General features: G+C 67.5%; 26 protein-coding genes and 1 riboswitch. Of the genes, 20 read left to right on the top strand and 6 right to left on the bottom strand.

Annotated elements, in window-relative coordinates:
• The coding region (locus A5780_RS22445; protein ID WP_369829543.1) for an OB-fold nucleic acid binding domain-containing protein at positions 1-507 on the top strand (507 nt) is incomplete at its 5' end.
• Positions 508-555: 48 nt separating this feature from the next.
• Entirely contained in the window at positions 556-786 is a 231-nt protein-coding gene (locus A5780_RS22450) for a DUF167 domain-containing protein (RefSeq protein WP_030513536.1), read from the top strand.
• Positions 787-816: 30 nt separating this feature from the next.
• Here A5780_RS22450 and A5780_RS22455 read toward each other — a convergent pair whose 3' ends face one another.
• Positions 817-1,281 carry a tRNA (cytidine(34)-2'-O)-methyltransferase gene (locus A5780_RS22455; RefSeq protein WP_030513537.1) on the bottom strand — a complete coding sequence of 155 codons (465 nt, stop codon included), beginning with the start codon at positions 1,279-1,281 and terminating at the stop codon, positions 817-819.
• Between the two features lie 302 nt (positions 1,282-1,583).
• Here A5780_RS22455 and A5780_RS22460 point away from each other — a divergent pair, with 302 nt between their 5' ends.
• Both A5780_RS22460 and A5780_RS22465 read left to right on the top strand, forming a co-directional pair.
• Entirely contained in the window at positions 1,584-2,096 is a 513-nt protein-coding gene (locus tag A5780_RS22460) for a GNAT family N-acetyltransferase (RefSeq protein ID WP_228792825.1), read from the top strand.
• Positions 2,097-2,266: 170 nt separating this feature from the next.
• Complete coding sequence (locus A5780_RS22465; RefSeq protein WP_081879271.1) at positions 2,267-2,512, top strand: DUF3017 domain-containing protein; 246 nt, start codon at positions 2,267-2,269, stop codon at positions 2,510-2,512.
• Positions 2,513-2,514: 2 nt separating this feature from the next.
• Here the strand turns inward: A5780_RS22465 and A5780_RS22470 are convergent, their stop codons facing one another.
• Both A5780_RS22470 and A5780_RS22475 read right to left on the bottom strand, forming a co-directional pair.
• Positions 2,515-3,675: a homoserine O-acetyltransferase gene (locus A5780_RS22470; RefSeq protein WP_063015637.1), complete on the bottom strand. Its 1,161-nt coding sequence runs from the start codon at positions 3,673-3,675 to the stop codon at positions 2,515-2,517.
• Positions 3,676-3,677: 2 nt separating this feature from the next.
• Complete coding sequence (locus A5780_RS22475) at positions 3,678-3,932, bottom strand: hypothetical protein (protein ID WP_064909524.1); 255 nt, start codon at positions 3,930-3,932, stop codon at positions 3,678-3,680.
• Between the two features lie 13 nt (positions 3,933-3,945).
• Positions 3,946-4,057, bottom strand: a riboswitch (SAM riboswitch).
• Between the two features lie 313 nt (positions 4,058-4,370).
• Here A5780_RS22475 and A5780_RS22480 point away from each other — a divergent pair.
• The 9 genes from A5780_RS22480 to A5780_RS22520 all read left to right on the top strand — a co-directional run bounded on the left by A5780_RS22480 (position 4,371) and on the right by A5780_RS22520 (position 13,568).
• Positions 4,371-5,588 (top strand): NADP-dependent isocitrate dehydrogenase, encoded by a 1,218-nt coding sequence (locus A5780_RS22480; protein ID WP_063015596.1) that lies wholly within the window; start codon positions 4,371-4,373, stop codon positions 5,586-5,588.
• Between the two features lie 305 nt (positions 5,589-5,893).
• Positions 5,894-7,180, top strand: a complete 1,287-nt coding sequence (locus tag A5780_RS22485; RefSeq protein ID WP_231983053.1) for an MFS transporter — start codon at positions 5,894-5,896, stop codon at positions 7,178-7,180.
• 51 nt (positions 7,181-7,231) lie between these two features.
• Positions 7,232-7,816, top strand: coding sequence for a potassium channel family protein (locus A5780_RS22490; protein ID WP_146098797.1), 585 nt, complete (start codon positions 7,232-7,234; stop codon positions 7,814-7,816).
• 38 nt (positions 7,817-7,854) lie between these two features.
• Complete coding sequence (locus tag A5780_RS22495; protein ID WP_030513545.1) at positions 7,855-8,499, top strand: TetR/AcrR family transcriptional regulator; 645 nt, start codon at positions 7,855-7,857, stop codon at positions 8,497-8,499.
• A 352-nt stretch (positions 8,500-8,851) separates the two neighbouring features.
• On the top strand, positions 8,852-10,069 hold the full coding sequence (locus tag A5780_RS22500) for a lipid-transfer protein (RefSeq protein WP_063015638.1): 1,218 nt from the start codon (positions 8,852-8,854) through the stop codon (positions 10,067-10,069).
• Between the two features lie 13 nt (positions 10,070-10,082).
• Positions 10,083-10,517, top strand: a complete 435-nt coding sequence (locus A5780_RS22505) for an SRPBCC family protein (RefSeq protein WP_063015599.1) — start codon at positions 10,083-10,085, stop codon at positions 10,515-10,517.
• 10 nt (positions 10,518-10,527) lie between these two features.
• Positions 10,528-11,409 (top strand): MaoC/PaaZ C-terminal domain-containing protein, encoded by an 882-nt coding sequence (locus A5780_RS22510; protein WP_064909526.1) that lies wholly within the window; start codon positions 10,528-10,530, stop codon positions 11,407-11,409.
• Positions 11,410-11,423: 14 nt separating this feature from the next.
• Entirely contained in the window at positions 11,424-12,293 is an 870-nt protein-coding gene (locus tag A5780_RS22515; RefSeq protein ID WP_064909527.1) for an SDR family oxidoreductase, read from the top strand.
• An 18-nt stretch (positions 12,294-12,311) separates the two neighbouring features.
• Complete coding sequence (locus A5780_RS22520) at positions 12,312-13,568, top strand: acyl-CoA dehydrogenase family protein (protein WP_064909536.1); 1,257 nt, start codon at positions 12,312-12,314, stop codon at positions 13,566-13,568.
• 63 nt (positions 13,569-13,631) lie between these two features.
• Here the strand turns inward: A5780_RS22520 and A5780_RS22525 are convergent, their stop codons facing one another.
• Complete coding sequence (locus A5780_RS22525; protein ID WP_227463188.1) at positions 13,632-14,564, bottom strand: alpha/beta fold hydrolase; 933 nt, start codon at positions 14,562-14,564, stop codon at positions 13,632-13,634.
• A 14-nt stretch (positions 14,565-14,578) separates the two neighbouring features.
• Here A5780_RS22525 and A5780_RS22530 point away from each other — a divergent pair, with 14 nt between their 5' ends.
• The 3 genes from A5780_RS22530 to A5780_RS22540 all read left to right on the top strand — a co-directional run bounded on the left by A5780_RS22530 (position 14,579) and on the right by A5780_RS22540 (position 16,521).
• Positions 14,579-15,367: an exodeoxyribonuclease III gene (locus A5780_RS22530; RefSeq protein ID WP_156769615.1), complete on the top strand. Its 789-nt coding sequence runs from the start codon at positions 14,579-14,581 to the stop codon at positions 15,365-15,367.
• Between the two features lie 123 nt (positions 15,368-15,490).
• On the top strand, positions 15,491-15,997 hold the full coding sequence (locus A5780_RS22535) for a ribonuclease domain-containing protein (RefSeq protein ID WP_342749287.1): 507 nt from the start codon (positions 15,491-15,493) through the stop codon (positions 15,995-15,997).
• The gene (locus A5780_RS22540) at positions 15,997-16,521 is read left to right on the top strand and encodes a barstar family protein (protein WP_063015611.1); all 525 of its coding nucleotides are present in this window, start codon (positions 15,997-15,999) and stop codon (positions 16,519-16,521) included. The genes A5780_RS22535 and A5780_RS22540 overlap by 1 nt, the downstream gene beginning before the upstream one ends.
• Before the next feature lie 9 nt (positions 16,522-16,530).
• Here A5780_RS22540 and A5780_RS22545 read toward each other — a convergent pair whose 3' ends face one another.
• Positions 16,531-17,220: a TetR/AcrR family transcriptional regulator gene (locus A5780_RS22545; protein ID WP_227462803.1), complete on the bottom strand. Its 690-nt coding sequence runs from the start codon at positions 17,218-17,220 to the stop codon at positions 16,531-16,533.
• Positions 17,221-17,318: 98 nt separating this feature from the next.
• On the opposite strand from A5780_RS22545, the gene A5780_RS22550 reads away from it, so the two are divergent.
• The 3 genes from A5780_RS22550 (at position 17,319) to yhjD (ending at position 20,441) form a co-directional block, all read left to right on the top strand.
• The gene (locus A5780_RS22550) at positions 17,319-18,251 is read left to right on the top strand and encodes an oxygenase MpaB family protein (protein WP_063015613.1); all 933 of its coding nucleotides are present in this window, start codon (positions 17,319-17,321) and stop codon (positions 18,249-18,251) included.
• A 104-nt stretch (positions 18,252-18,355) separates the two neighbouring features.
• On the top strand, positions 18,356-19,378 hold the full coding sequence (trpS, locus tag A5780_RS22555; protein WP_030513557.1) for a tryptophan--tRNA ligase: 1,023 nt from the start codon (positions 18,356-18,358) through the stop codon (positions 19,376-19,378).
• Between the two features lie 49 nt (positions 19,379-19,427).
• On the top strand, positions 19,428-20,441 hold the full coding sequence (gene yhjD / locus A5780_RS22560; RefSeq protein WP_063015614.1) for an inner membrane protein YhjD: 1,014 nt from the start codon (positions 19,428-19,430) through the stop codon (positions 20,439-20,441).
• Between the two features lie 40 nt (positions 20,442-20,481).
• On the opposite strand, the gene A5780_RS22565 is transcribed toward yhjD, so the two are convergent.
• Positions 20,482-20,892, bottom strand: coding sequence for a YbaB/EbfC family nucleoid-associated protein (locus A5780_RS22565; protein ID WP_064909529.1), 411 nt, complete (start codon positions 20,890-20,892; stop codon positions 20,482-20,484).
• A gap of 103 nt (positions 20,893-20,995) precedes the next feature.
• On the opposite strand from A5780_RS22565, the gene A5780_RS22570 reads away from it, so the two are divergent.
• Positions 20,996-21,505: a YbaB/EbfC family nucleoid-associated protein gene (locus A5780_RS22570; protein ID WP_063015616.1), complete on the top strand. Its 510-nt coding sequence runs from the start codon at positions 20,996-20,998 to the stop codon at positions 21,503-21,505.
• Position 21,506: the final 1 nt, after the last annotated feature.

The following is a 21,506-nucleotide window of genomic DNA, read 5'->3' on the forward strand; positions in this document are numbered from 1 at the left end:
CCAGCGACTGCGGAGAGTAGAAACCCATCGGCTGCGCGTTCAGCAGCCCCGCGCAGAACGCCGCGGGATGCCGACGCACCGGCGCTGCCCGGGATGAGCGAACTGGAAATGGCGGCCGCCGATGTGTGGGCGACCGGTGTGTCGCCCGGTCGGTATCCCACCGAATTCCTGCGTCCGCGGCTGGACGAACTCGGCGTGGTCGCGGCGAACCGGCTGCTCGCCGTGCCCGACGGGTCGAAGGTGCTGATCGGCGGTGCGGTGACGCACCGGCAGCGACCGGCCACCGCGTCCGGGGTCACCTTCATCAATCTGGAGGACGAGACCGGCATGGTGAACGTGGTGTGTTCGGTGGGGCTGTGGCGCCGCTATCGGCGCATCGCCCAGGGCGCTCCCGCGCTGCTGATCCGGGGGCGGGTGCAGAACGCCGAGGGTGTGGTGAGTGTGGTGGCGGAACATCTGCAGCGCATGGACCTGCGCATGGCCTCGAAGTCACGCGATTTCCGCTGAACGGTCGCGGCTACGCTCGTCCCACCGACCGACATCGAGGAGCAGCACGTGGCGACCGTGGTCCGCGCGACCATCAAACCCAACAGCCGCAAGGGCCCCCTCGTCGAAACCCTCGACGACGGCACCCTGCAGCTGTACGTGCGCGCCCCCGCGGTGGAAGGCAAGGCCAACAAGGCCGCGATCGAACTTCTCGCCCAGCACTACGGCGTGCCCAAGTCGGCCGTCCACCTCACCGCGGGCGCCACCTCCCGCTTCAAACGCTTCACGATCGACATCTGAGGCGTGCCGTTCGGGCGCGGGCCTCGGCGGCTACACGGCGCCCGGGAATCCCAGCTGCCGCCACGCCTCGTACACCGCGACCGCCGCGGCGTTGGACAGGTTCATCGACCGGCGACCGGGCAGCATCGGGATGCGCAGCTGATCGGTGATATGCGGGTCGGCCAGGACGTCGGCCGGCAACCCGGTCGGTTCCGGACCGAACAGCAGGACGTCTCCGGCCCGGTAGGAGATATCGGTGTTGTGCGTGGTGGCGTGCGTGGTGAAGGCGAAGACGCGCTCGGGACGCAGGGATTTCCATGCGGCGGAGAGGTTTTCGTGCACGGTGACCACCGCGAGATCGTGGTAGTCCAGTCCGGCGCGGCGCAGCTTCGGCTCCGACAGATCGAATCCGAGCGGCTCGATCAGATGCAGTTCGCATCCCGTGCCGGCCGCCAAACGGATCGCATTGCCCGTATTCGGTGGGATACGCGGTTCGAAGAACACCAGCTTGAGCACACCGAGACGGTACCCGTCCCGGATAAGTGGTACGCCTCGCAGCCCGGCCTCTGTTACCGTGATCGGCGGCCGTATGGCGACGGCCGATCCGTTTCGACGATGCCGCGATCGCCTCGGTATCGATGAGCTCCCGGGAGGTGGATCGATGACTGTGCGTGAGGCCGCCGTGCGCGCAGGTGCCGGACACCTTCCCCAGGGCCCCTTCCGCGCGTCGGCCTGATCTCGTCCGCGATTGCGCCGAGCGCCCGCTCGCGCAGCCGCGTCGACTCATCACCCGATCGATACGAAACGGATTCGTAGCATTGACTATTCGAACCTGGATCACGCGCGCCGAAACCGCCGCCGACATCCCCGCCGTCCACGCGGTCACTACCGCCGCATTCGACCGGCCCGACGAGGCCGACCTCGTCGAGGCGCTACGCGCCGACCCGGCCTGGATCGACGGCCTGTCGATCGTGGCGACCGGACCGGACGACGCAGTCGTCGGCTATGCGCTGCTGACTCGTTGTCATATCGGCGATATCCCGGCGCTGTGCCTGGGACCGTGCGCCGTACTGCCCGAGTATCAAGGCACCGGTGCCGGGGCGGCGGCCGTTCGTGCCGCACTGCGGGCCGCTGCCGACCGCGGCGAGCATTTCGTCACAGTGCTCGGCCACCCCGAGTACTACCCGCGGTTCGGTTTCCGGCGGGCAAGCCGATACGGCATCGATCTGAGCATCGATGTCCCCGATGACGCGCTGATGGCCCTCGCACTCGACGCGGACCATCCGCTCCCGGCGGGCCGTATCCGCTACGCCGCACCGTTCGGCGTCTGATCGCAGCTCGGTCGCGGCGGCCGCATCCGGTGGCCGTCGTGACCGGGCCCGCCCCCGCTCCCGGGGGCGGCACGACCGGACATGCGAGAATCGCAGCCGTGACCGACGTGCCGACCACCCACCCACAGCATTCCAGCCCGGCGAGCCGCTTCTTCCAGGTTCATCTGCCGATGTTGCTGGTCGTGGTGGTGCTGCTGGTCGCGGTGGTCTTCGTGGCCCAGGACCGGTGGCGGCGCGGCGCGTTCTTCATCGGCGGGGCGACCCTGCTGGCGGCGGTGTTCCGGTTGTGCCTGCCGACGGCCCGGGTGGGGCTGCTGGCGGTGCGCAGCCGCCCGTTCGACATCGGCGCCTACACCGTGCTGGGCGGCGCGATCATCGTGCTGGCGGTCACCATCAGCAGCCTCGGCGTCGGCTGAACTCAGGACGCGCGGGCGTCCTGCGCGGCGCGCGCCAACTCCATCGTCTGCTCCAGCAATTTGCCGATCGCCTCGGTCTCGGTGAGGAAACCGTCGTGGCCGTCGCGCGAATGCACGACTTCCAGGCCCTTGCAGCCGGGCAGGAGATCGGCCAGTTCCTGCTGAGTCCGCAACGGATACAACCGGTCCGAGTCCACGCCGCCGACCACGCAGGGCACCGGGGTGGCGGCCAGCGCGGCCTCGATACCGCCGCGTCCGCGCCCGACGTCGTGCCGGTTCATGGCCTCGGTCAGCAGCACGTAGGTGGCCGCGTCGAACCGCGCGACCAGCTTGTCGGCCTGATGTTCCAGATAACTCTGCACCGCGTAACGGCCACCGTCCCAAGGGTTTTCGTCACCCTGGGCGGTGTTGGCGAACCGATGGTCGAGTTCGAATTCGGTGCGGTAGGTCAGATGCGCGATCCGGCGCGCGATGCCCAGCCCGGCCTGCGGGCGGCGGCCGGTGTCGTGATAATTGCCGTCCTGCCAGTCCGGATCCGAGGTGATCGCGGCGATCTGGGTGGTCTGGGTGCCGATCTGATCCGCGGTGGCGCGGGCGCCGACCGCCAGCACCAGGGCCGCGTCGACGCGATCGGGATAGCCGACCATCCATTCCAGCACTCGCATGCCGCCCATCGAACCGCCGACCACCGCGGCGATGCGGGAGATGCCGAGCAGGTCCAGCAGCACCACTTCGGCGCTCACCTGGTCACGAATCGAAATCTCCGGAAACCGTGCGCCCCAAGGCTTTCCGTCGGGCGCGAGGGACGAGGGGCCGGTGCTGCCCTGGCAACCACCCAGAACGTTGGTCGCGATCACGCACCAGCGATCGGTGTCCAATGCGGCGCCCGGTCCGACCAGTCCGTCCCACCAGCCCGGAAGGGCATGCAGTTCGTCGGGCTGTCCGCAGACGTGCGAATCTCCGGTCAATGCGTGCTCGACCAGCACCACGTTGTCCAGGCCGGGGGCCAGTTCGCCCCAGCGCTGCACGGCCAGTTCGACACCGGGGACGACCGCCCCGTTCTCGACGCGGACATCGCCGATGCCGATGATGCCCACCGTGCCGTCCGCGGGTGGTAGCAGTGTCGTTGCGCCCGGGCGTGACGTGCTCGATTCGATACTCACGGTCACCGTGCCGTCACCACGTCGAGCCGTGCCAGGCCGTCTACTCCCGTGCCGTCGAGTCCCAGGATTTGCATCGGCCCGCGGACCTGCCGGAACACGGCGCCGGAGGCCGCCGGGTCGGCGCACGGCGAGAGCGCACGCGTGGTCGAGGCGGTACGGAGGGCTGGGGCACACACATCCCCGATGGTAGCGATACGCCTGCGCCGCTCCGCCGCCTCCACGCACTTGTCGACGATGGGCACGGTGGACTCACTCACTTGTTGCTCCTGACAGTCGCGCTTGCCCTCGGCTTTCGAGAGCCCGGTCAATCACCCGGAGCACCCCACCGCAACTGGAGGGTTGCCGGCCAGCGAGCCGGGGCTTGGCGCTGGCACTCATGACCTGCCGTGGATGGTAACAATCGGTCACGGCGGGGGCGAGGGTTGGGCTCGCCCGATTCGAGGCGGATGTTCGCGGTGTATGTCCGTTTCCCTGGCGACCGGACATCGGGCCGGTGTGACGTGGGTAGCTCGCAATGGGACCGCCCCTGTCAGTGAGACCCAGCGCACCAGTACGCTTGTCTTGTTTAGCACCAGGCGTCTCGTGGACAACGCGGGGCGTATACGTTGTCTGTTGAACAGCTGGGGTCCGCTCACAAGCGTGCTCGCCTGGCCGTGCAATGGGAGCACACCTTCCTTAGGAGGACACGAAGATCCATGTCCAAGATCAAGGTTGAAGGGACCGTCGTCGAACTCGACGGCGACGAGATGACCCGGATCATCTGGCAGTTCATCAAGGACAAGCTGATCCATCCGTACCTCGATGTGAACCTCGAGTACTACGACCTCGGCATCGAAACTCGCGACAAGACCGATGACCAGGTGACCGTTGACGCGGCCAACGCCATCAAGAAACACGGCGTCGGCGTCAAATGCGCCACCATCACCCCCGACGAGGCACGTGTCGAGGAATTCGGTCTCAAGAAGATGTGGCGTTCGCCGAACGGCACGATTCGTAACATCCTCGGCGGCACCATTTTCCGCGCGCCGATCATCATCTCCAACGTTCCGCGCCTGGTGCCCGGCTGGACCAAGCCGATCATCATCGGCCGTCACGCCTTCGGTGACCAGTACCGCGCCACCGACTTCAAGGTGCATCAGGCCGGCACCGTCACGATTCAGTTCACCCCGGAGGACGGCTCCGAGCCGATCGTCCACGAAGTGGTGAAGATGCCCGAGGACGGCGGCGTCGTCATGGGTATGTACAACTTCAAGAAGTCGATCGAGGACTTCGCGCGGGCGTCGCTGAACTACGGCCTGCAGCAGAACTACCCGGTCTACATGTCGACGAAGAACACCATCCTGAAGGCCTACGACGGCATGTTCAAGGACACCTTCCAGGAGATCTTCGAGACCGAGTTCAAGGAAGAGTTCGAGGCCGCCGGACTGACCTACGAGCACCGGCTGATCGACGATATGGTCGCCTCCGCGCTCAAGTGGGAAGGCGGCTACGTCTGGGCCTGCAAGAACTACGACGGCGACGTGCAGTCCGACACCGTGGCGCAGGGCTTCGGCTCGCTGGGCCTGATGACCTCGGTGCTGCTCACCCCGGACGGCCGCACCTGTGAGGCCGAGGCCGCGCACGGCACGGTGACCCGCCACTTCCGGCAGCACCAGCAGGGCAAGCCCACCTCCACGAACCCGATCGCCTCGATCTTCGCGTGGACGCGGGGTCTGGCGCATCGCGGCAAGCTGGACAACACCCCCGAGGTCATCGGCTTCGCGCAGACCCTCGAGGACGTCGTGATCAAGACCGTCGAGAGCGGCCAGATGACCAAGGATCTGGCGCTGCTGGTCGGCGGCAACCAGGGCTACCTGACCACCGAGGAATTCCTCGGTGTGCTCGACGCCAACCTGGCGCGCGAACTGAGCTGAACGCTCACGACCGGCCGGAATCCGGCGCGGCCGGTAGACATATCCGGGCACCCGCCCCCACCGATCCCGGTGGCCGCGGGTGCCCGAATTGCTTTCCGCACCCGATCGCGCGGCGTGTGAGGTATCCGACAGCGCGCCGGGCGCGGCCTCCGATGCGGCGAGAGCCGTTGTCCCGCAACGATTTCGATGCTCCTCGGACGGCGCCGGCGAGCGGAAGCCGGTTCCGGTGAGTCGAATCACCCCGGCCGCCGGTATCACCGCGACGGCCGCGCGTGTTGGCCACACCCGTGGCCGACTCAGCTCACGTGCGTACCGCACCTCCCGTCGACTTCCCCTCGGCGCCGTGTGCGAGTGACGCGTCGTCCCGTGCGGCGCTCGGCTCGGCGCCGGAGACTTCCGTCCGCACCGGATGGCATGTTCCGGCGATGCTCGCGCTGGCGCTCGGCGGTTTCGGGATCGGCACCACCGAATTCGTCACCATGGGACTGCTGCCCGACATCGCCGCGGATCTGCATGTTTCCGAGCCCACCGGCGGACATGCCGTCTCGGCGTACGCGCTGGGCGTGGTGGTCGGCGCGCCCGTGATCGCGGCACTGTGCGCCCGCATGCCGCGTAAGCGCCTGCTGATCGGCTTGATGATCGCGTTCACCGTCGGAAATATCGCCTCGGTGCTGGCCCCGGCGTTCCCGGCGTTGGTCGCCGCGCGTTTCGTCGCCGGTCTGCCGCACGGCGCCTACTTCGGTGTCGCCTCGCTGGCCGCCGCCTCGCTGGCGCCGGTGGGGCAGCGGGCCAAGGCCGTCGCCGCGGTGATGCTGGGCCTGAGTGCCGCCAATGTGGTGGGCGTCCCCGCGGCCACCTGGCTCGGGCAGGGGCTCGGCTGGCGTGACGCCTACGTGGTCGTCGCCGTCATCGGGCTCGCCACGGTCTTCGCGATCACCCGCTTCGTGCCCGATCTGCACGGCGTGCGGGTGACCGATCCGCGCACCGAACTGACCGCCCTGCGCCGCCCCCAGGTCCTGCTGACCCTGCTGGTCGGCGCGGTCGGCTTCGGCGGCATGTTCGCGGTGTACACCTACATCACCTCGACCCTCACCGATGTCGCCGGCATGGGTCAGGGCCTCGTGCCGATCGTGCTGGCACTGTTCGGCCTGGGCATGGTCGCGGGCAACATCGGCGGCGGCGTCCTCGCCGACCGCGGCGTGGACCGCTCGGTGTTCGTCGCGCTGATCGCGATGGTCGTGATTCTCGCGGCTTTCGTTGCGGCAGCACACAATCCGTTCACCGCCGCCGCGGGCGCCTTCCTGGTCGGCGCTTCCGGAGCCGCACTGGCGCCCGGCCTGCAAACCCGCCTGATGGACGTCGCCCACGACGCCCAAACCCTCGCCGCCGCCCTCAACCACGCCGCCCTGAACATCGCCAACGCCGCCGGCGCCTGGCTGGGCGGCCTCGTGATCGCGGCGGGCCTCGGTTACACCGCGCCCGCCGTCGTGGGCGCGGGCCTCGCCGTCGCAGGGGTGGTGCTGTACACCATCACCGTGTGGTCGTCTCGCCGCGTGGCGCGACGCCGTGAACCGGTCGCTCCTCGCCTGTAGCCGACCGGGAGAACGCCGGGCAACCTCCCCTTGTGCGACCCTCCGGCGTGGTTGAGTGATCCCGAGCAGGCGGCAGAACTCGACCGGGAGGTCAGGATGGATCCGCAGGAACAGTGGAGCGGCGGTGACGGTGCGCGGCGGCGGGCGGCGTTGTATGCCGCCGCCCGAACCGCGGTGACGACGATCGTGCTCGTCGCGCTGTATTTCGTCCTGCCCTTTCATCATCTGGACAAGCTCGGCCCGCTACTGGGCCTGTGTGGTGGTCTGGTGTTGGTCGTCGTGCTCATCGTGCGGCAGGCCACGCGGATCGTCGCCGCGCCCTATCCCGGACTCCGCGGAGCCGAGGCGCTGACCATGATCGCGGTGGTGTTCATTCTCGTATTCGCCACGACGTATGTGTTGATGTCGTCGGCCGCGCCGGACAGTTTCACGATCCTGCTGACCCGGGTCGATTCCCTCTACTTCACGGTGACCGTGCTGGGGACGGTCGGTTTCGGCGATATCGCTGCGACCTCGCAGGCCGCCCGCGTCATGGTGACTGTGCAGATCCTGGCCGATCTGGCGCTCATCGGCGCCGGCGTGCGTGTGGTGCTGGCCGCGATCCAGCGCGGCCGTGCGGCGCACGAGCCCGAGTGAGTTTCATGCACGTGTGTATGTAAGTGTAGGATTTCCGAATGGCCAGATCTGTCGTCGGTAAGCCGCCGCGTCGTACGCAGGAGCAGCGCAGCAGTGAGATGCGGGTGCGGCTGCTCGACGCGACCATCGATTGCCTGGTCGAATACGGCTATGCGGGCACCACGACGCCGCGCGTCGCGGAACGGGCCGGGGTCACTCGCGGCGCTCAGGTGCACCATTTCGGTTCCAAGACGGATCTGGTGGTGGCCGCCATCTCGCATCTGGCGCAGCGGCGCACCGAGGCCGCGATGAAGGAGCTGGGCCGGTTGCGCGCCGGCGACGATCCGATCGGCGCCACCCTCGACGCGATGTGGGAGCTGCATCAAGGACCACTGTTCATCGCGGCCATGGAGCTGTGGGTGGCCGGGCGCACCGATCCGGTGCTGGCCGCCGAGGCCGAGAAGGTCGAGCCGTTCGTCAACAACGCCGTCCTGATGGCGGTATCGCAATTGGTCCCGGACGAATTGCGGCGCAAGGAAGTTCGGGACTTCGCCTATACCGCGATGGACACCTTGCGCGGAATTCTGGTCTCCAACTTCGTATCCCCCGATCCGGAGCGTGCCCACCGCCGCTGGCAGCGAGCTTCCGCGCATCTGCGCCGGGCCGCCGAATCCGCACTGCCGGGCCTGGGAATCGGGGGCTGAGAGCTCTGAAAGGCTTCGCGCCGGCGCCGATGTGCGGTGGCCGCGGGGCTTCCCGAGTCCGATGCGCCGACTCTCGCGCGCGGGAGCTCGGGCTGCTGTTACGGGCGTCACCGCTGACTGCCGTACCGCCCCGCCGGTGCGCCGGCGGCGGGGCGGGCGCTATAGCGAGCTACAGATGCACCTGTACGTATCAACACAAACGTCCTAACTGCGCATACCTCCCGATCCGGCAGCGACCTCACGCACCCTATTGCGCATTTACATACAGCTCCGTATGTTTGTTTCCAGTTCGATCGGAACGGATCGACCGCTGCCGCTCGCCGGGGCGGCCGACTGGGAGAAGGGTGGTTCGATGACGAACAAGGTCTACGTCGTCGGCGTCGGAATGACGAAGTTCGAGAAACCGGGGCGACGGCAGGTCGAGGAGGCCGACGGGACGACCCGTGCGTGGGACTACCCGGATATGGCCCGCGAATCCGGCACCAAGGCGCTGGCCGACGCCGGAATCGACTATCGCGAGGTGCAGCAGGCCTACGTCGGCTACGTCTACGGCGAGTCCACCTCCGGCCAGCGCGCGGTCTACGAACTGGGGATGACCGGTATCCCGGTGATCAACGTGAACAACAACTGTTCCACCGGATCCACCGCGCTCTACCTTGCGGCACAGGCGATTCGGGGCGGGCTGGCCGACTGCACGCTGGCGCTGGGCTTCGAGAAGATGCAGCCCGGATCGCTCGGCTCCACCTGGGACGACCGCGAGCAGCCGATGGCCAAGCACATGATGGCGCTGGCCGAGATCTCCGAAGTGCTGTTCCCGCCGGCGCCGTGGATGTTCGGCGCCGCGGGCCGCGAACATATGAAGCAGTACGGCACCACCGCGGAGCATTTCGCGAAGATCGGATTCAAGAACCACAAGCATTCGGTGAACAACCCGTATTCGCAGTTCCAGGACGAGTATTCGCTCGACGACATCCTGGGCGCGAGGATGATCTACGACCCGCTCACCAAGCTGCAGTGCTCGCCGACCTCGGACGGTTCGGGCGCGGTGGTCCTGGCCTCCGAGAACTTCGTCGACCGCCACGGTCTGGCCGGGCGGGCGGTGGAGATCGTGGGCCAGGCGATGACCACCGATTTCGCGTCCACCTTCGACGGCACCGCGAAGAACCTCATCGGCTACGACATGAATGTGCAAGCCGCGCAGCAGGTGTACCGGCAGTCGGGCCTGGGCCCGCAGGACTTCCAGGTGATCGAACTGCACGACTGCTTCTCCGCCAACGAACTGCTGCTCTACGAGGCGCTGGGCCTGTGCGGCGAGGGCGAGGCCGGCAGCCTCATCGACGGCGAGCAGACGACCTACGGCGGCAAGTGGGTGGTCAACCCCTCCGGCGGCCTCATCTCCAAGGGGCATCCGCTGGGCGCGACGGGTTTGGCGCAATGCAGCGAGCTCACCTGGCAGCTGCGCGGTGAGGCCGACAAGCGTCAGGTGGACGGCGTCACCGCCGCGCTACAGCACAACATCGGCCTCGGCGGAGCCGCGGTCGTCACCGCCTACCAGCGCGCCGAGCGCTGAAAGGAGTACGAGCATGGGTCACATCGAAGCTACCAAGAACCTCAACGCCACCCCGGACGCGCTGTGGGCGGTCGTCTCGGATCCGCAGACCTGGGACAAGTGGTTCACCATCCACGAGCGCTGGATGGAGGAACCGCCGGCCACGCTCACCACGGGCTCGAAGCTGGTCGCCAAGATCATGATGCTCGGCATGGCGAACAAGATGGAATGGGTTGTCGAGGAGGTGAATTCGCCGAACAACCTGGTGCTCAGCGGCGCCGGTATGGCCGGTGTGAAGGTGAAGTTCTCCTTCGACATCACGCCCGAGGGGGCCGGCAGCACGTTCTCGGTCTCCGGCGATTTCGAGGGCGCGCTCATCAAGGGCGCGCTCGGCAAGGCGGTGGAGAAGGACGGCGCCAAGCAGCTGGACACCACCCTCGACCAGCTCGACGCGCTCGCGACGGCGTAGCGAGGCGCATATGGCCACCGAAACAGCACCCCGGCCCGTGGAATTCGACGACGCGGGCCTCGACGTCTGGTCCGACGAGGAACGATTCGAGGTCACCCGGGAGCGGATCGCCGAGTACGCCGCGGCCACCAACGACCCGATTCCGGCCCACCTGTCCGGCGATATCGCCTCACCCGTCTTCGCCATCGTGCCCGTCTTCGAGGCGATGATGATGCCCGTGATCGACGTCGTCCCGATGGACATCTTCGGCCGAGTCGTGCACGGCGAGCAGGACTTTCACTTCCACCGCCCGATCCGGCCCGGTGATCGGCTGGTCTCGCGGGCCAAGGCGGTCGGCTACGAGGGCCGGGAGAACGGCACCACCATCACCATTCTCATCGAATGCCGGGACTCCGAGGGCGATCTGGTCAACGAGCAGTACCTGACCGCCTTCTTCCGCAACATCGATGTCGGCAAGCGGGTCGGTGAGAGCGCGCCGGCGCACAAGTTCGATCCGGAACTGGAGGCGCGGCCGCCCCTGGCCCGGGTCGCCGCCCACGTGGACGACGATCAGACCTACCGCTACGCCCCCGCCTCCGGCGATCCGGTGCCGCTGCACCTGGACGAGCAGGTGGCCAAGGACGCGGGACTGCCCGGCATCATCGCGCACGGTCTGTGCACGATGGCGATGTCGTCGTGGGCGGTCCTCACCGAGGTCGCCGGTTCCGATGTGCACCGGTTGAAGCGTTTCGCGGTGCGCTTCTCGAAGATGGTGTTCCCCGGCGACGATCTGGAGACGCAGATCTGGAAGGTCGGCTCGACCGGCTCCGACACCACCTACGCGTTCCGCACCGCGCGCGGAACCGATCTCGTTCTGACCGACGGCCTGGCGGTCGTCGCCGACAACTCGTAGCCGAGGAGACTTTCATGGGTGTATTGGATGGGCGGGTCGCCGTCATTACCGGCGCCGGCCGCGGCATCGGACGCGAACACGCGCTGTTGTTCGCGCGCGAGGGCGCTTCGGTGGTGGTGAATGATCTGGGCGGGAGCAACGCCGGAGAGGGCGCCGACGCCGGACCGGCGCAGAAGGTGGTGGAGGAGATCCGCGCCGAGGGCGGGAAGGCGGTGGCCAACACCGACAACGTGGCGCAGTGGGACGGTGCGAAAAACCTGGTGGACCAGGCGATCTCGGAATTCGGCACGCTCGACGTGGTGATCAACAACGCCGGCATCCTGCGTGACGGGTTCATCGCCGGACTGGAGGAATCGCAGTGGGACGCGGTCATCGCGGTGCATCTGAAGGGCCACTTCAACGTGCTGCGCCATGCCGCGGCGTACTGGAAGGACCAGTCGAAGGCCGGTAAGCAGCCCAATGCCGCCGTCGTCAACACCGCCTCGGCCTCTGGCGTCACCCTGCCCAACGCCGGCCAGGCGAACTACGGCGCGGCCAAGGCCGGTATCGCCGCGTTGACCCTGGTCGCGGCGGAGGAACTGGAACGCTACGGCGTGCGGGTCAACGCCATCGCCCCGATGGCGCGCACCCGCTTGACCCTGGCCACACCCGGTATGGGCGCGATCTTCGCCGCCGAGGTGGGCGAAGGCGAATTCGACGCCTTCAGCCCGGCCAACATCTCGCCGCTGGTCGCCTATCTGGCCACCGACAAATGCCCGGTCACCGGCAAGGTCTTCGCCGTCCAGGGCGGGGCCATCTCCGAACTCGGCGGCTGGCACGACGTGAAGACCATCGAAACCGACGGCCCCTGGCTGATCGACGACATCGCAGCCCGGCTGCCCTGACGCTGGAGGAGAATGACGATGTTCGAATGGTCCGAGACCGACGAGATGATCCGCGCGGCCGTGCGCGCCTTCATCGACAAGGAGATCCGGCCGCATCTGGACGCCCTCGACAGCGGTGAGATGCCGCCGTATCCGATCTTGCGAAAACTGTTCGGCGAGTTCGGCATCGACGTCATGGGCGCCGAGGCGATAGAGAAGATGCTCACCAAGCAGCGTGCCGCCGAGGCCGCGCCGGACGAGGCCGGACAGCGCGACAAGAAACCCAGGTCCGGCAGTGACCCGTTCGGCGAGCAGCAGTCGTTGATGGCGGTGCTGATCAGCGAATTGTCCGGCGTCAGTATGGGTTTGGTCGCCGCGATGGGCGTCTCGATCGGTCTCGGCGCGGCCACCATCATGTCGCGCGGCACGCTCGCGCAGAAGGAACGCTGGCTCGCCGATATCGTGACCTTGAAGAAGGTCGCGGCCTGGGCCATCACGGAACCGGATTCGGGTTCGGATGCCTTCGGCGGCATGAAGACCTCGGTCAAGCGCGACGGCGAGGACTACATCCTCAACGGCCAGAAGACCTTCATCACCAACGGTCCGTACGCCGATGTGGTGGTCGTCTACGCCAAACTCGACGAGGGCGACGGCACCGACAAACGCGATCGCAAGGTGCTCACCTTCGTCCTCGACAAGGGCATGGAGGGCTTCACCCAGGGCAAACCGTTCAAGAAGATGGGTTTGCACTCCTCACCCACCGGCGAATTGTTCTTCGACAACGTGCGATTGGGCAAGGACCGGCTGCTCGGTGAGACCGAGGAGCACAAGGGCGGCGACGGGCGAGAAAGCGCGCGAACGAGTTTCGTCGCCGAGCGGGTGGGCGTGGGCTTCATGGCGCTGGGCATCATCAACGAATGTCACCGGCTGTGTGTGGAATACGCCAAGACCCGCATGCTGTGGGGTCAGGAGATCGGCCGCTTCCAGCTGGTGCAGCTCAAGCTCGCGAAGATGGAGATCGCCCGCATCAACGTGCAGAACATGGTCTTCAACACCCTCGAACGCGGCCGCGCGGGCAAACCGCCGACCCTGGCCGAGGCCTCGGCGATCAAGCTGTACTGCTCGGAGACGGCCACCGAGGTCGCGATGGAGGCCGTGCAACTGTTCGGCGGTAACGGCTACATGCAGGAATACCGCGTCGAACAACTCGCCCGCGACGCCAAGTCGCTGATGATCTACGCCGGCAGCAACGAGATCCAGGTGACCCATATCGCGAAGGGCCTGCTGGGCCGGTGATCGCCACGTGATGGCGGCCGGCGGATCGGCGCCGAGGGGTTCGAACCGATCCGCCGGCCTTTCTCACACCGCCCGCAGACGCGTGCGGCTGGCATAGACGTGCTCGGCGATGAGGGTCGCGATGCGGTCGGGAGCCTCCAGCATCGGGACGTGACCCACGCCGTGCACCAGGATGCGGTCTGCGGTCTCGGGCAGTTCCCGCAGAAAACGCTTGGCGTACATGCGGTTCGGGATGATCCGGTCGAATTCGCACATCAGCAGGCGCACCGGCGTCCGCACGGTGGACAGATCGTCGAGAACCGCCATCCGCAGACCGCTGACGATCAGCGGCAGCATGGCCGCACAGTGGGTCGCCGACATGATCGCCGCTTCCACTCCGCGTCGCGGCGCCGCGGCGATGTTCTTGCTCAGCAACATGGCGGTGGCCCGCCGGACCGGCGCGCTGAACCGGATCCAGGCCGGCAGACGCTTGCCGATTTCGACGATCGGCAGCAGCATCAGGAACTCCAGCCCCACCCGCAACTGCGCCAGCGACGGATTGTGCCATCCACCGGCGGGTGCGATGGCGGTGAGCGTGCGCGCCCGGCCGCGGCGGGCCAATTCGAAGCCGACCCAGCCGCCGAGCGAGTTGCCCGCGATATGGCAGGTGCGCCAACCCAATTCGTCGAGCTGTTCCTCGACCCGGTCGGCGAGCAGATTCACGTCGATGTACCAGCCGCTGAGGTCGGGGCCGCCCCAGTGCCCGGCGAAGGCCGGAGCGAACACCTCGCAAGTAGCGGACAATCGGGACGCGACGTCCTCCCAGCAGTGCGGCGACATCAGGAAACCGTGCAACAGCAGCAGCGGATCGCCCGATCCGGTGTGCAGGGCTGTCATCGGCGCAAGGGAGGTGGCGGGTTGGGTGGTGCCGGACGTCATCGTCGTCACCCCTTCCGAATCGGCGGCGGCCTGCTCGGCGTGGCCGCGATGTCCGCGAGGACGGGTTGATTCCCGCATTGTACGGTCGATACGTGGCCCGCATCATCAGTTCCGTCAACGTCAATGGCATACGCGCAGCTACCGGCAAGACCGGGAAGGGGATGCTCGAATGGCTCGCAGTGACCGAGGCCGACATCATCTGCCTGCAGGAGACCCGGGCAACCGATGACCAGACCCGCAAGGCACTGACGCCGGTCCTCGACGCCGGGTGGTTCCTCGCCCACGCCGAGCCGGGCGCCAAGGGCCGCGCCGGGGTGGGAATTCTGTCCCGCCGTGAGCCCACCCGCGTGCGAATCGGCTTCGGCAGCACCGAATTCGACGGCGTCGGCCGCTACGTGGAGGCCGATTTCGACGACGTCACCGTCGCGAGCGTGTACGTGCACACCGGTGAGGCCGACACTCCCATGCAGGACGAGAAATATCGTTTCCTCGGCGAACTGGGCGCGCATATGAAGGCGCAGACCCGCGATTTCGTGATCTGCGGCGACTGGAACGTCGCGCATACCGAACTCGACATCAAGAATTGGAAGGGCAACGTCAAGAACTCCGGCTTCCTGCCGGGGGAGCGGGCCTGGATCGACGAGATGCTGGCCGCGGGGTATGTCGACGTGGTCCGCCAACTCCATCCGGGCGTGCCCGGCCCCTACAGCTGGTGGTCCTACCGCGGCCGCGCCTACGACAACGACGCCGGCTGGCGCATCGACTACCACCTCGCGCGGGGAGCGATCGCCGGGCGCGCGAAGCAGGCCGTGGTCGAGCGCGCGCCCGAATACGCGCTGCGCTGGTCGGACCATGCTCCGGTCACCGTGCAATACCGCTGAACGCGATACCGCTGAACCCTGATCGACCGAACGCGGTGGGAACATCGTCTCCAGACCGCATACCCGTCAGCGTGGACGGGACTCCGCAAGTCCGACAGCACCGATGAACAGGCACCGATGAACATGTCCGACAAGAGAATTCGCATCCTGATGGTTCTGGGTGGGCTGGTGATCGCGGCGATCGTGGCCGGCGTGCTGGGCCTGCGCGGCGGTTCCGCCACGCACGACACCGCGAGTTCGGTGGCGGCGACCGTGCACTCCATTAAGGCCGCGCAGTCCACCACCCAGGCTGCCAAGCCCGCGCCCGGCAACGGCGCCACACCCGCCGCGTCGGCGACCCGGGCGCCGGGCGTGCCCGATCGCGCCTACGCCACCCTCGTCGAGATCGACGCCGGACGCTGGCCCGGTTCGGCGAACGCGCCGGGCACCAAGGGCGGCGATCAGTGGATGAACCGCGCCGGAACCCTGCCGAAGACCGACTCGAGCGGTAAGGCGATCACGTATCAGGAATGGGACGTCAACCCGAAGCAACGCGGCCAGACCCGGGACGCCGAGCGCATCGTGACCGGCAGCGACGGGTCGGCGTACTACACCGGCGACCACTACCAGACCTTCACGAGGATGCGCTGATGGCCGAAACCATGTCGTTGTCGCAGTTCCTGGCCCCGCCGGACGCCGGCTCCGACGCGACTGCGGCGCGCGTGGACGCGCGTTCCCGCCGGACCGCCGGCGGGCCGGTACTCGGCGCGCTCGACGTCGGCGCCGGACCGTTCAGTGGTGTGCGATTTCAGGTCCCCGACGGGTATATCGCCCGTGAGGTCCGCGGCGCGAAAATGCGCACCACCGCGGGAGTATTCGACGAATTCGCCGCCGCCCTGCAATTTCCCTACTATTTCGGCGACAATCGCGACGCCTTCGACGAATGCCTGCGCGACCTGGACGAATTCGTCGGTGAGGCGCCGGGATACGTTGTCGTGATCCGTGATTCGAGCGGGCTGCTGGCCGACCAGCGCGAGGATCTGGAATGGTTCGCCGACGCGATGACCCAGGCGGCCGAATACTGGGCCGCGAAGGGCACGGTCTTCCGGGTGGTGCTGCAACAGCGTCCGCCGGTGCTGTCGCCCGTCGAACTCACCATGGCCGACCCGGCGTAAGGAAGCGGCTCAGCGGAGCCGCTGTGCGAGATCCTCGCCGAGGAGGACGAACACGTCGGTGGTCTCGTCGATGAGCTGTTCCCGGGTCATATCGATATCGCCCTGCAACCAGCTGGTGAGCGTCTGCACCAGCCCGCCCACCAGGTAGGTCGCGCGGAAACCGATCGCCGGGTCCGGCGTGGGCGTGCCCAGGCCGTAGAAGTCGATGCCGCGGGCGGCGACCAGGTTCGCGAACGACGCGATGCTCTGCAGCGTGCGTGAGCGCAGCTCCGGCGTGGAGGCACTCACCGCCAGCGCGACCTGGGCCTTGCGCGGGTCGTCGGTCAGCACGTGGATACCGGCGGCGACGGCCGCGTGCGCCATCGTGCGCGTTTCGCGCTGCGTGCGGCGCGCGGACGTATCGGCGGAGTTGTCGCCGTCGCCGGACGCGCCGGCCACCTCCTGCAGCGCCCGCACGATGGCGTTCGCGAGTTCCTCGGCGATACTGTCGAACAGCGCGGTGAGCACGGCCTCGCGGCCGGTGAACTGTTCGTAGTAGTAGCGCTCGTTCAGCCCGGCCTGGGCGCACAGCCCGCCGACCGTCAGCTTGTCCACGCCCTGGGTGCCGATGATCTCGAGAGCCGCGTCGAGCAGCGCGGCACGCCGGCCCGCGCGCCGTTCGGCGGCCGAGATACCGCCATAGGTCCGCTGTGCCGTCACAGTCCGATTGTGGCACGGCCGCATTTCTGGCATGGGCTATTGCCAGAAGTGGGTTTCTGGTGGATGCTATTGCCAGATTCCATGCGAGGAGGGCGACGATGCCTGGTCCGGGATATTTCTCCGACGATTCGATGATCCGCCGGGTGATGCGCAAACGCGCGGTGGGACTGACGTACGGCCTGCGGGCGCTGGTGATCGGCGCGGTCCATCCGTTGCTGTTCGTCGGCACCGCCGAGAACACCGCCCACCGAGCCACCCCCTACACGCGTCTCGCGCTCACCGGTCGCCTGTTCGAGGCGGTATTCCTCGGCGACAAGGACGAGGCCGACCGCGCGCTGGCGTTCACCCGCAAGCGGCATCTCCCCGTCGACGGTGTGCTGCCCGAGGACGCGGGCCCGCATCATCCGGCGGGTTCGCACTACTCCGCGCTGGACCCGCACCTGATGTTCATGACCATGGCGTTCACCGCCGACTCCGCCGAGGTCATGCACGACCTGCTGGTGCGCAAACTGACTCCGGGCGAGCGGGAGGATCTGTACCAGGACTACGTGCGCTGGGGCGAGTTGTTCGGTATGCCGCGTTCGGCCGCGCCCGCCGACTATCCGGCCTTCCGGCGATCTTTCGATGCCTACCTCGCCTCGGACGAGCTGTATCTGACCGACGAGGCGCGGCTCGTGGGCTCGTATCTGGCGGGTAAGCAGGTGCCGCATCCGCTGCCGCGCCCGTTCCAGCAGGCCAGCAGCGGGGCGCATCTGCTGGTCCAGGGCTCGCTGCCGCCGCGGATCCGGCGGATGTACGACATTCGATGGGGCCGGCGTGAAGAGCTCGCGTACCGGGGACTCGCGCAGGCCGTGCGCACCGCCCACGTGCGCCCGCCGTTGGCGCCGCCGGTGCTGCGCGACACCCTGTCCGGCCCGAGCGCCCCGGTCTATCGCCTGATCACGCGGCGGGAGAAAGACCTGGTCGCCAGCGGTAGGTCCAGTATGCCGGGGGTGGATCCGCGCAACTACGCCGAACGGCACGCGGTCTGAGCGACACCGCCCCGCACGCCGCCGAGAGCACCGGCCGTGCGGGGTGGCGCACGTCCTCGCTCCCTCGGAAAAAACCGCTTGGGCGTGCATGGGAAGATCGGTTCATGTCCAGTCCTGCCCCCAGCGAACGCAAGCAGCGGGTCCTCTCCGGCGTCCAGCCGACCAGCGACTCCTTCCACCTCGGCAACTACCTTGGTGCGCTGCAGTATTGGGCTCCGCTGCAGGACGACTACGAGGCGCTCTACTTCATTCCGGATATGCACGCCATCACGGTGTCGCAGGACCCCAAGCAGCTGCGCAGCCGCACCGTGCGCAGTGTCGCGCAGCTGCTCGCGATGGGTATCGACCCCAAGCGGTCCACCCTGTTCGTGCAGAGTCAGGTGCCCGAGCACGCCGAGCTCACCTGGGTGCTGAGCTGCATCACCGGCTTCGGCGAGGCCAGCCGGATGACCCAGTTCAAGGACAAGTCGGCCAAACAGGGATCCGACAACGCCACCGTCGGCCTGTTCACCTACCCGATCCTGATGGCCGCCGATATCCTGCTGTACCGCCCGCAGCTGGTACCGGTCGGTGAGGATCAGCGCCAGCACCTGGAATTGACGCGAAATCTGGCGCAGCGCTTCAACACTCGCTTCAAGAAGACCTTCGTGGTGCCCGAGCCGCATATCGTCACCGGCACGGCGAAGATCTACGACCTGCAGGATCCGACCTCGAAGATGAGCAAGTCCGCCGCCAGCGACGCGGGCCTGATCAATCTGCTCGACGATCCGAAGGTCTCGGCGAAGAAGATCCGCTCGGCCGTCACCGACACCGAGCGGGAGATCCGCTACGACCCGGAGACCAAACCGGGCGTCAGCAACCTGCTGGTGATCCTGTCCTCGCTCACCGACACGCCCATCGTGACACTCGAAAAAGGCTTCGAGGGTAAGGGATATGGCGAGCTCAAGGCCGATGTGGCCGACGCCCTGGTGGAATTCGTGACACCGCTGCAGGCGAAAGTGCAAGAGTATCTGGACGATCAGGGCGAACTCGATCGCATTCTCGCCACCGGAGCCGAGCAGGCGCGCGAGATCGCCGGTAAGACCCTCGCGCAGGTGTACGACCGAGTGGGTTTCCTGCACCGCTGATCTGCGCCGCGCGAGGCCGTGTTGCGGTTGAACAGGTTCGGGAGGACAGGTGCTCGACAAGCTCAAAGCGCGGATCCAACGTGAGGTGCGAGCACGGCCGTGGCTGGACCACGCCGTCCGCGCCGGCGGCAGCTACCAGCGCCAGCGCGGCGACTACTTCGCGGCCGGTATCACGTACTTCACCGTGCTCTCGCTGTTTCCGCTGCTGATGGTCGCCTTCGCGGTCGCCGGGTTCGTCCTCGCCCGCGATCCGCACCTGCTCGAAGAGTTGCGCGACAAGATCGTCGAGAACATCCCGGGTTCGTTCGGCGGCCAGGTCAACGATCTGATCGACCAGGCCATCAAGTCCCGGGCCAGTGTGGGCATCATCGGTCTGTTCATCGCCGCCTACAGCGGCCTGGGCTGGATGGCCAACCTGCGCGCCGCCCTGACCGAGCAGTGGGAACAGCCCGCGCAGGAAGGCAATTGGTTCCGGACCAAACTGTCGGACCTGCTGGCACTGGCCGGACTCGGTGTCGCGATGGTGGTGTCGCTGGGCTTGTCGGCGTTGTCGTCCAGCGGCCTGGCGCTGCAGCTGCTGGAGAGTGTCGGGCTCGACAAGGTGCCCGGTGTCTCCTGGCTGTTGCGATTGCTGACGCTGGTCCTGGCGGTGCTCGCGTCCTGGGCGGTGTTCGTCTGGATCATCGCCCGGCTGCCCCGACAGCCGGTAACCTTCACCAGCGCCGTGCGCGCGGCCTTCATCGCCGCGATCGCGTTCGAGATCTGGAAGCAGGTGGCCTCGTTCTACCTGCAGAAGGTGCTCACCAGTCCCGCGGGCGTCGCCTTCGGCTCGATCATCGGCCTCATGGTCTTCGCCTACATCACCGCCCGCATCATCCTGTTCGCCACCGCCTGGGCGGCCACCGCCCGGGAGAACGAGGTGGAGGCCGAGATCCCGGCCCCGGGCCCGGCGGTGATCGAGCCGAGGATGCACGCGGGCATGACGGCGAGTACGGGCCTGGCCCTGTTCGGCGTGGGAGCGGCGCTGGGCTCGATGGTCGGTATCGCGCGCCGCAAGCGGTGACGCGTCGCCGGACTCGAAAGCTGTTGTCCGCCCGAGGGTCTCACCGCGCACCGGCTTCATCGGGGCCGAAGTCCGGCTCGGACTCCTCGGGATCGGGGAACCGCTCGGCATAGCGGTCGATGATGTTCGCTCCCGCTTCGTCGTCCCCGACCGTCTCGTGCACGGTGGCCGCGATCCGCTCTCGCATCCGCACCTGGGCGCGCTGCAGCGTGCGCATCAGCTCGGCCGACAGCGCGGCGGGTTCGGTGCCGCGGACGGAATCGGCGAAGCGGATATCGGTCGGAATTCCCTCGCCGTCCACCGTCACCGCGATGCCGCCACGTGAGGTTTCGGTGACGCTCAGACTCGACATCCGATCGTGCAGTTCCCGGTACTGCTCGGCCTTGTGTTCGAGGTCGTCGGCCCAGGCCGTCAGCTGATCGGCGGCGCCGTCCGGGTCGTTCGGATCCACGGGTCCATCCTGACACAACGGACAGGTTTGCCGAGTGCGGGAACCGGCTACCGATCCGATGCGTCGGAATACAGGACGCGACAAGTCCGATTGAGGGGAACCAGTGGATTCATCCGGCTACGATCAGCTGCGCGCGCGAACCGACGCCCTGCAGGTGCAGGTCGATTCGATGCTCGAGAGTTACGAGTATCAACTGCGCGATATCGCCACGGCCCGAGACACTTTGGCCGCCGCGACCGCCGAAGGGTGGTCCTCGGACAATCTGGTCCGCGTCATCAGCAATTCGGCGGGCATCCCCATCCAGGTGTGGGTCGACCCCGCCGCATTCAAACGCACCACCCCGGAGAAGCTCGGCACCGCCATCACCGAGGCGGCACAGGCCGCCGCCCGCGCGGCGAAGTCGGAGGTCGGTGCGGCGATGGCCCCGATCCTCGCCGACGAGAAACGTTTCCACATCACGAATCCGCTCGGCGAGGACGTGGATTTGCAGCGCGTCGTGGACGGCATCCTTCCGCCGCCACCGCAACCGGTGGCCGAGCCGGAACCGGCCCCGGAGCCCCCGCGCGTCGCGGAGGACGACGAGGACAACGGGCCGCACTGGAAGGGTTGGTGAC

It is taken from the genome of Nocardia sp. 852002-20019_SCH5090214 (assembly GCF_001665865.1).
GTDB classification, from domain to species: Bacteria; Actinomycetota; Actinomycetes; order Mycobacteriales; family Mycobacteriaceae; genus Nocardia; species Nocardia nova.

Excerpts from the sequence above, each read along its gene's own strand:
- A5780_RS22480 (WP_063015596.1), top strand. The coding sequence starts at position 4,371 with ATGTCCAAGATCAAGGTTGAAGGGACCGTCGTCGAACTCGACGGCGAC.
- A5780_RS22550 (WP_063015613.1), top strand. The coding sequence starts at position 17,319 with ATGCCTGGTCCGGGATATTTCTCCGACGATTCGATGATCCGCCGGGTG.
- A5780_RS22510 (WP_064909526.1), top strand. The coding sequence starts at position 10,528 with ATGGCCACCGAAACAGCACCCCGGCCCGTGGAATTCGACGACGCGGGC.
- A5780_RS22515 (WP_064909527.1), top strand. The coding sequence starts at position 11,424 with ATGGGTGTATTGGATGGGCGGGTCGCCGTCATTACCGGCGCCGGCCGC.
- A5780_RS22525 (WP_227463188.1), bottom strand. The coding sequence starts at position 14,564 with ATGCGGGAATCAACCCGTCCTCGCGGACATCGCGGCCACGCCGAGCAG.
- A5780_RS22540 (WP_063015611.1), top strand. The coding sequence starts at position 15,997 with ATGGCCGAAACCATGTCGTTGTCGCAGTTCCTGGCCCCGCCGGACGCC.
- A5780_RS22495 (WP_030513545.1), top strand. The coding sequence starts at position 7,855 with ATGGCCAGATCTGTCGTCGGTAAGCCGCCGCGTCGTACGCAGGAGCAG.
- A5780_RS22465 (WP_081879271.1), top strand. The coding sequence starts at position 2,267 with ATGTTGCTGGTCGTGGTGGTGCTGCTGGTCGCGGTGGTCTTCGTGGCC.
- A5780_RS22500 (WP_063015638.1), top strand. The coding sequence starts at position 8,852 with ATGACGAACAAGGTCTACGTCGTCGGCGTCGGAATGACGAAGTTCGAG.
- A5780_RS22535 (WP_342749287.1), top strand. The coding sequence starts at position 15,491 with ATGTCCGACAAGAGAATTCGCATCCTGATGGTTCTGGGTGGGCTGGTG.
- trpS (WP_030513557.1), top strand. The coding sequence starts at position 18,356 with ATGTCCAGTCCTGCCCCCAGCGAACGCAAGCAGCGGGTCCTCTCCGGC.
- A5780_RS22505 (WP_063015599.1), top strand. The coding sequence starts at position 10,083 with ATGGGTCACATCGAAGCTACCAAGAACCTCAACGCCACCCCGGACGCG.
- A5780_RS22520 (WP_064909536.1), top strand. The coding sequence starts at position 12,312 with ATGTTCGAATGGTCCGAGACCGACGAGATGATCCGCGCGGCCGTGCGC.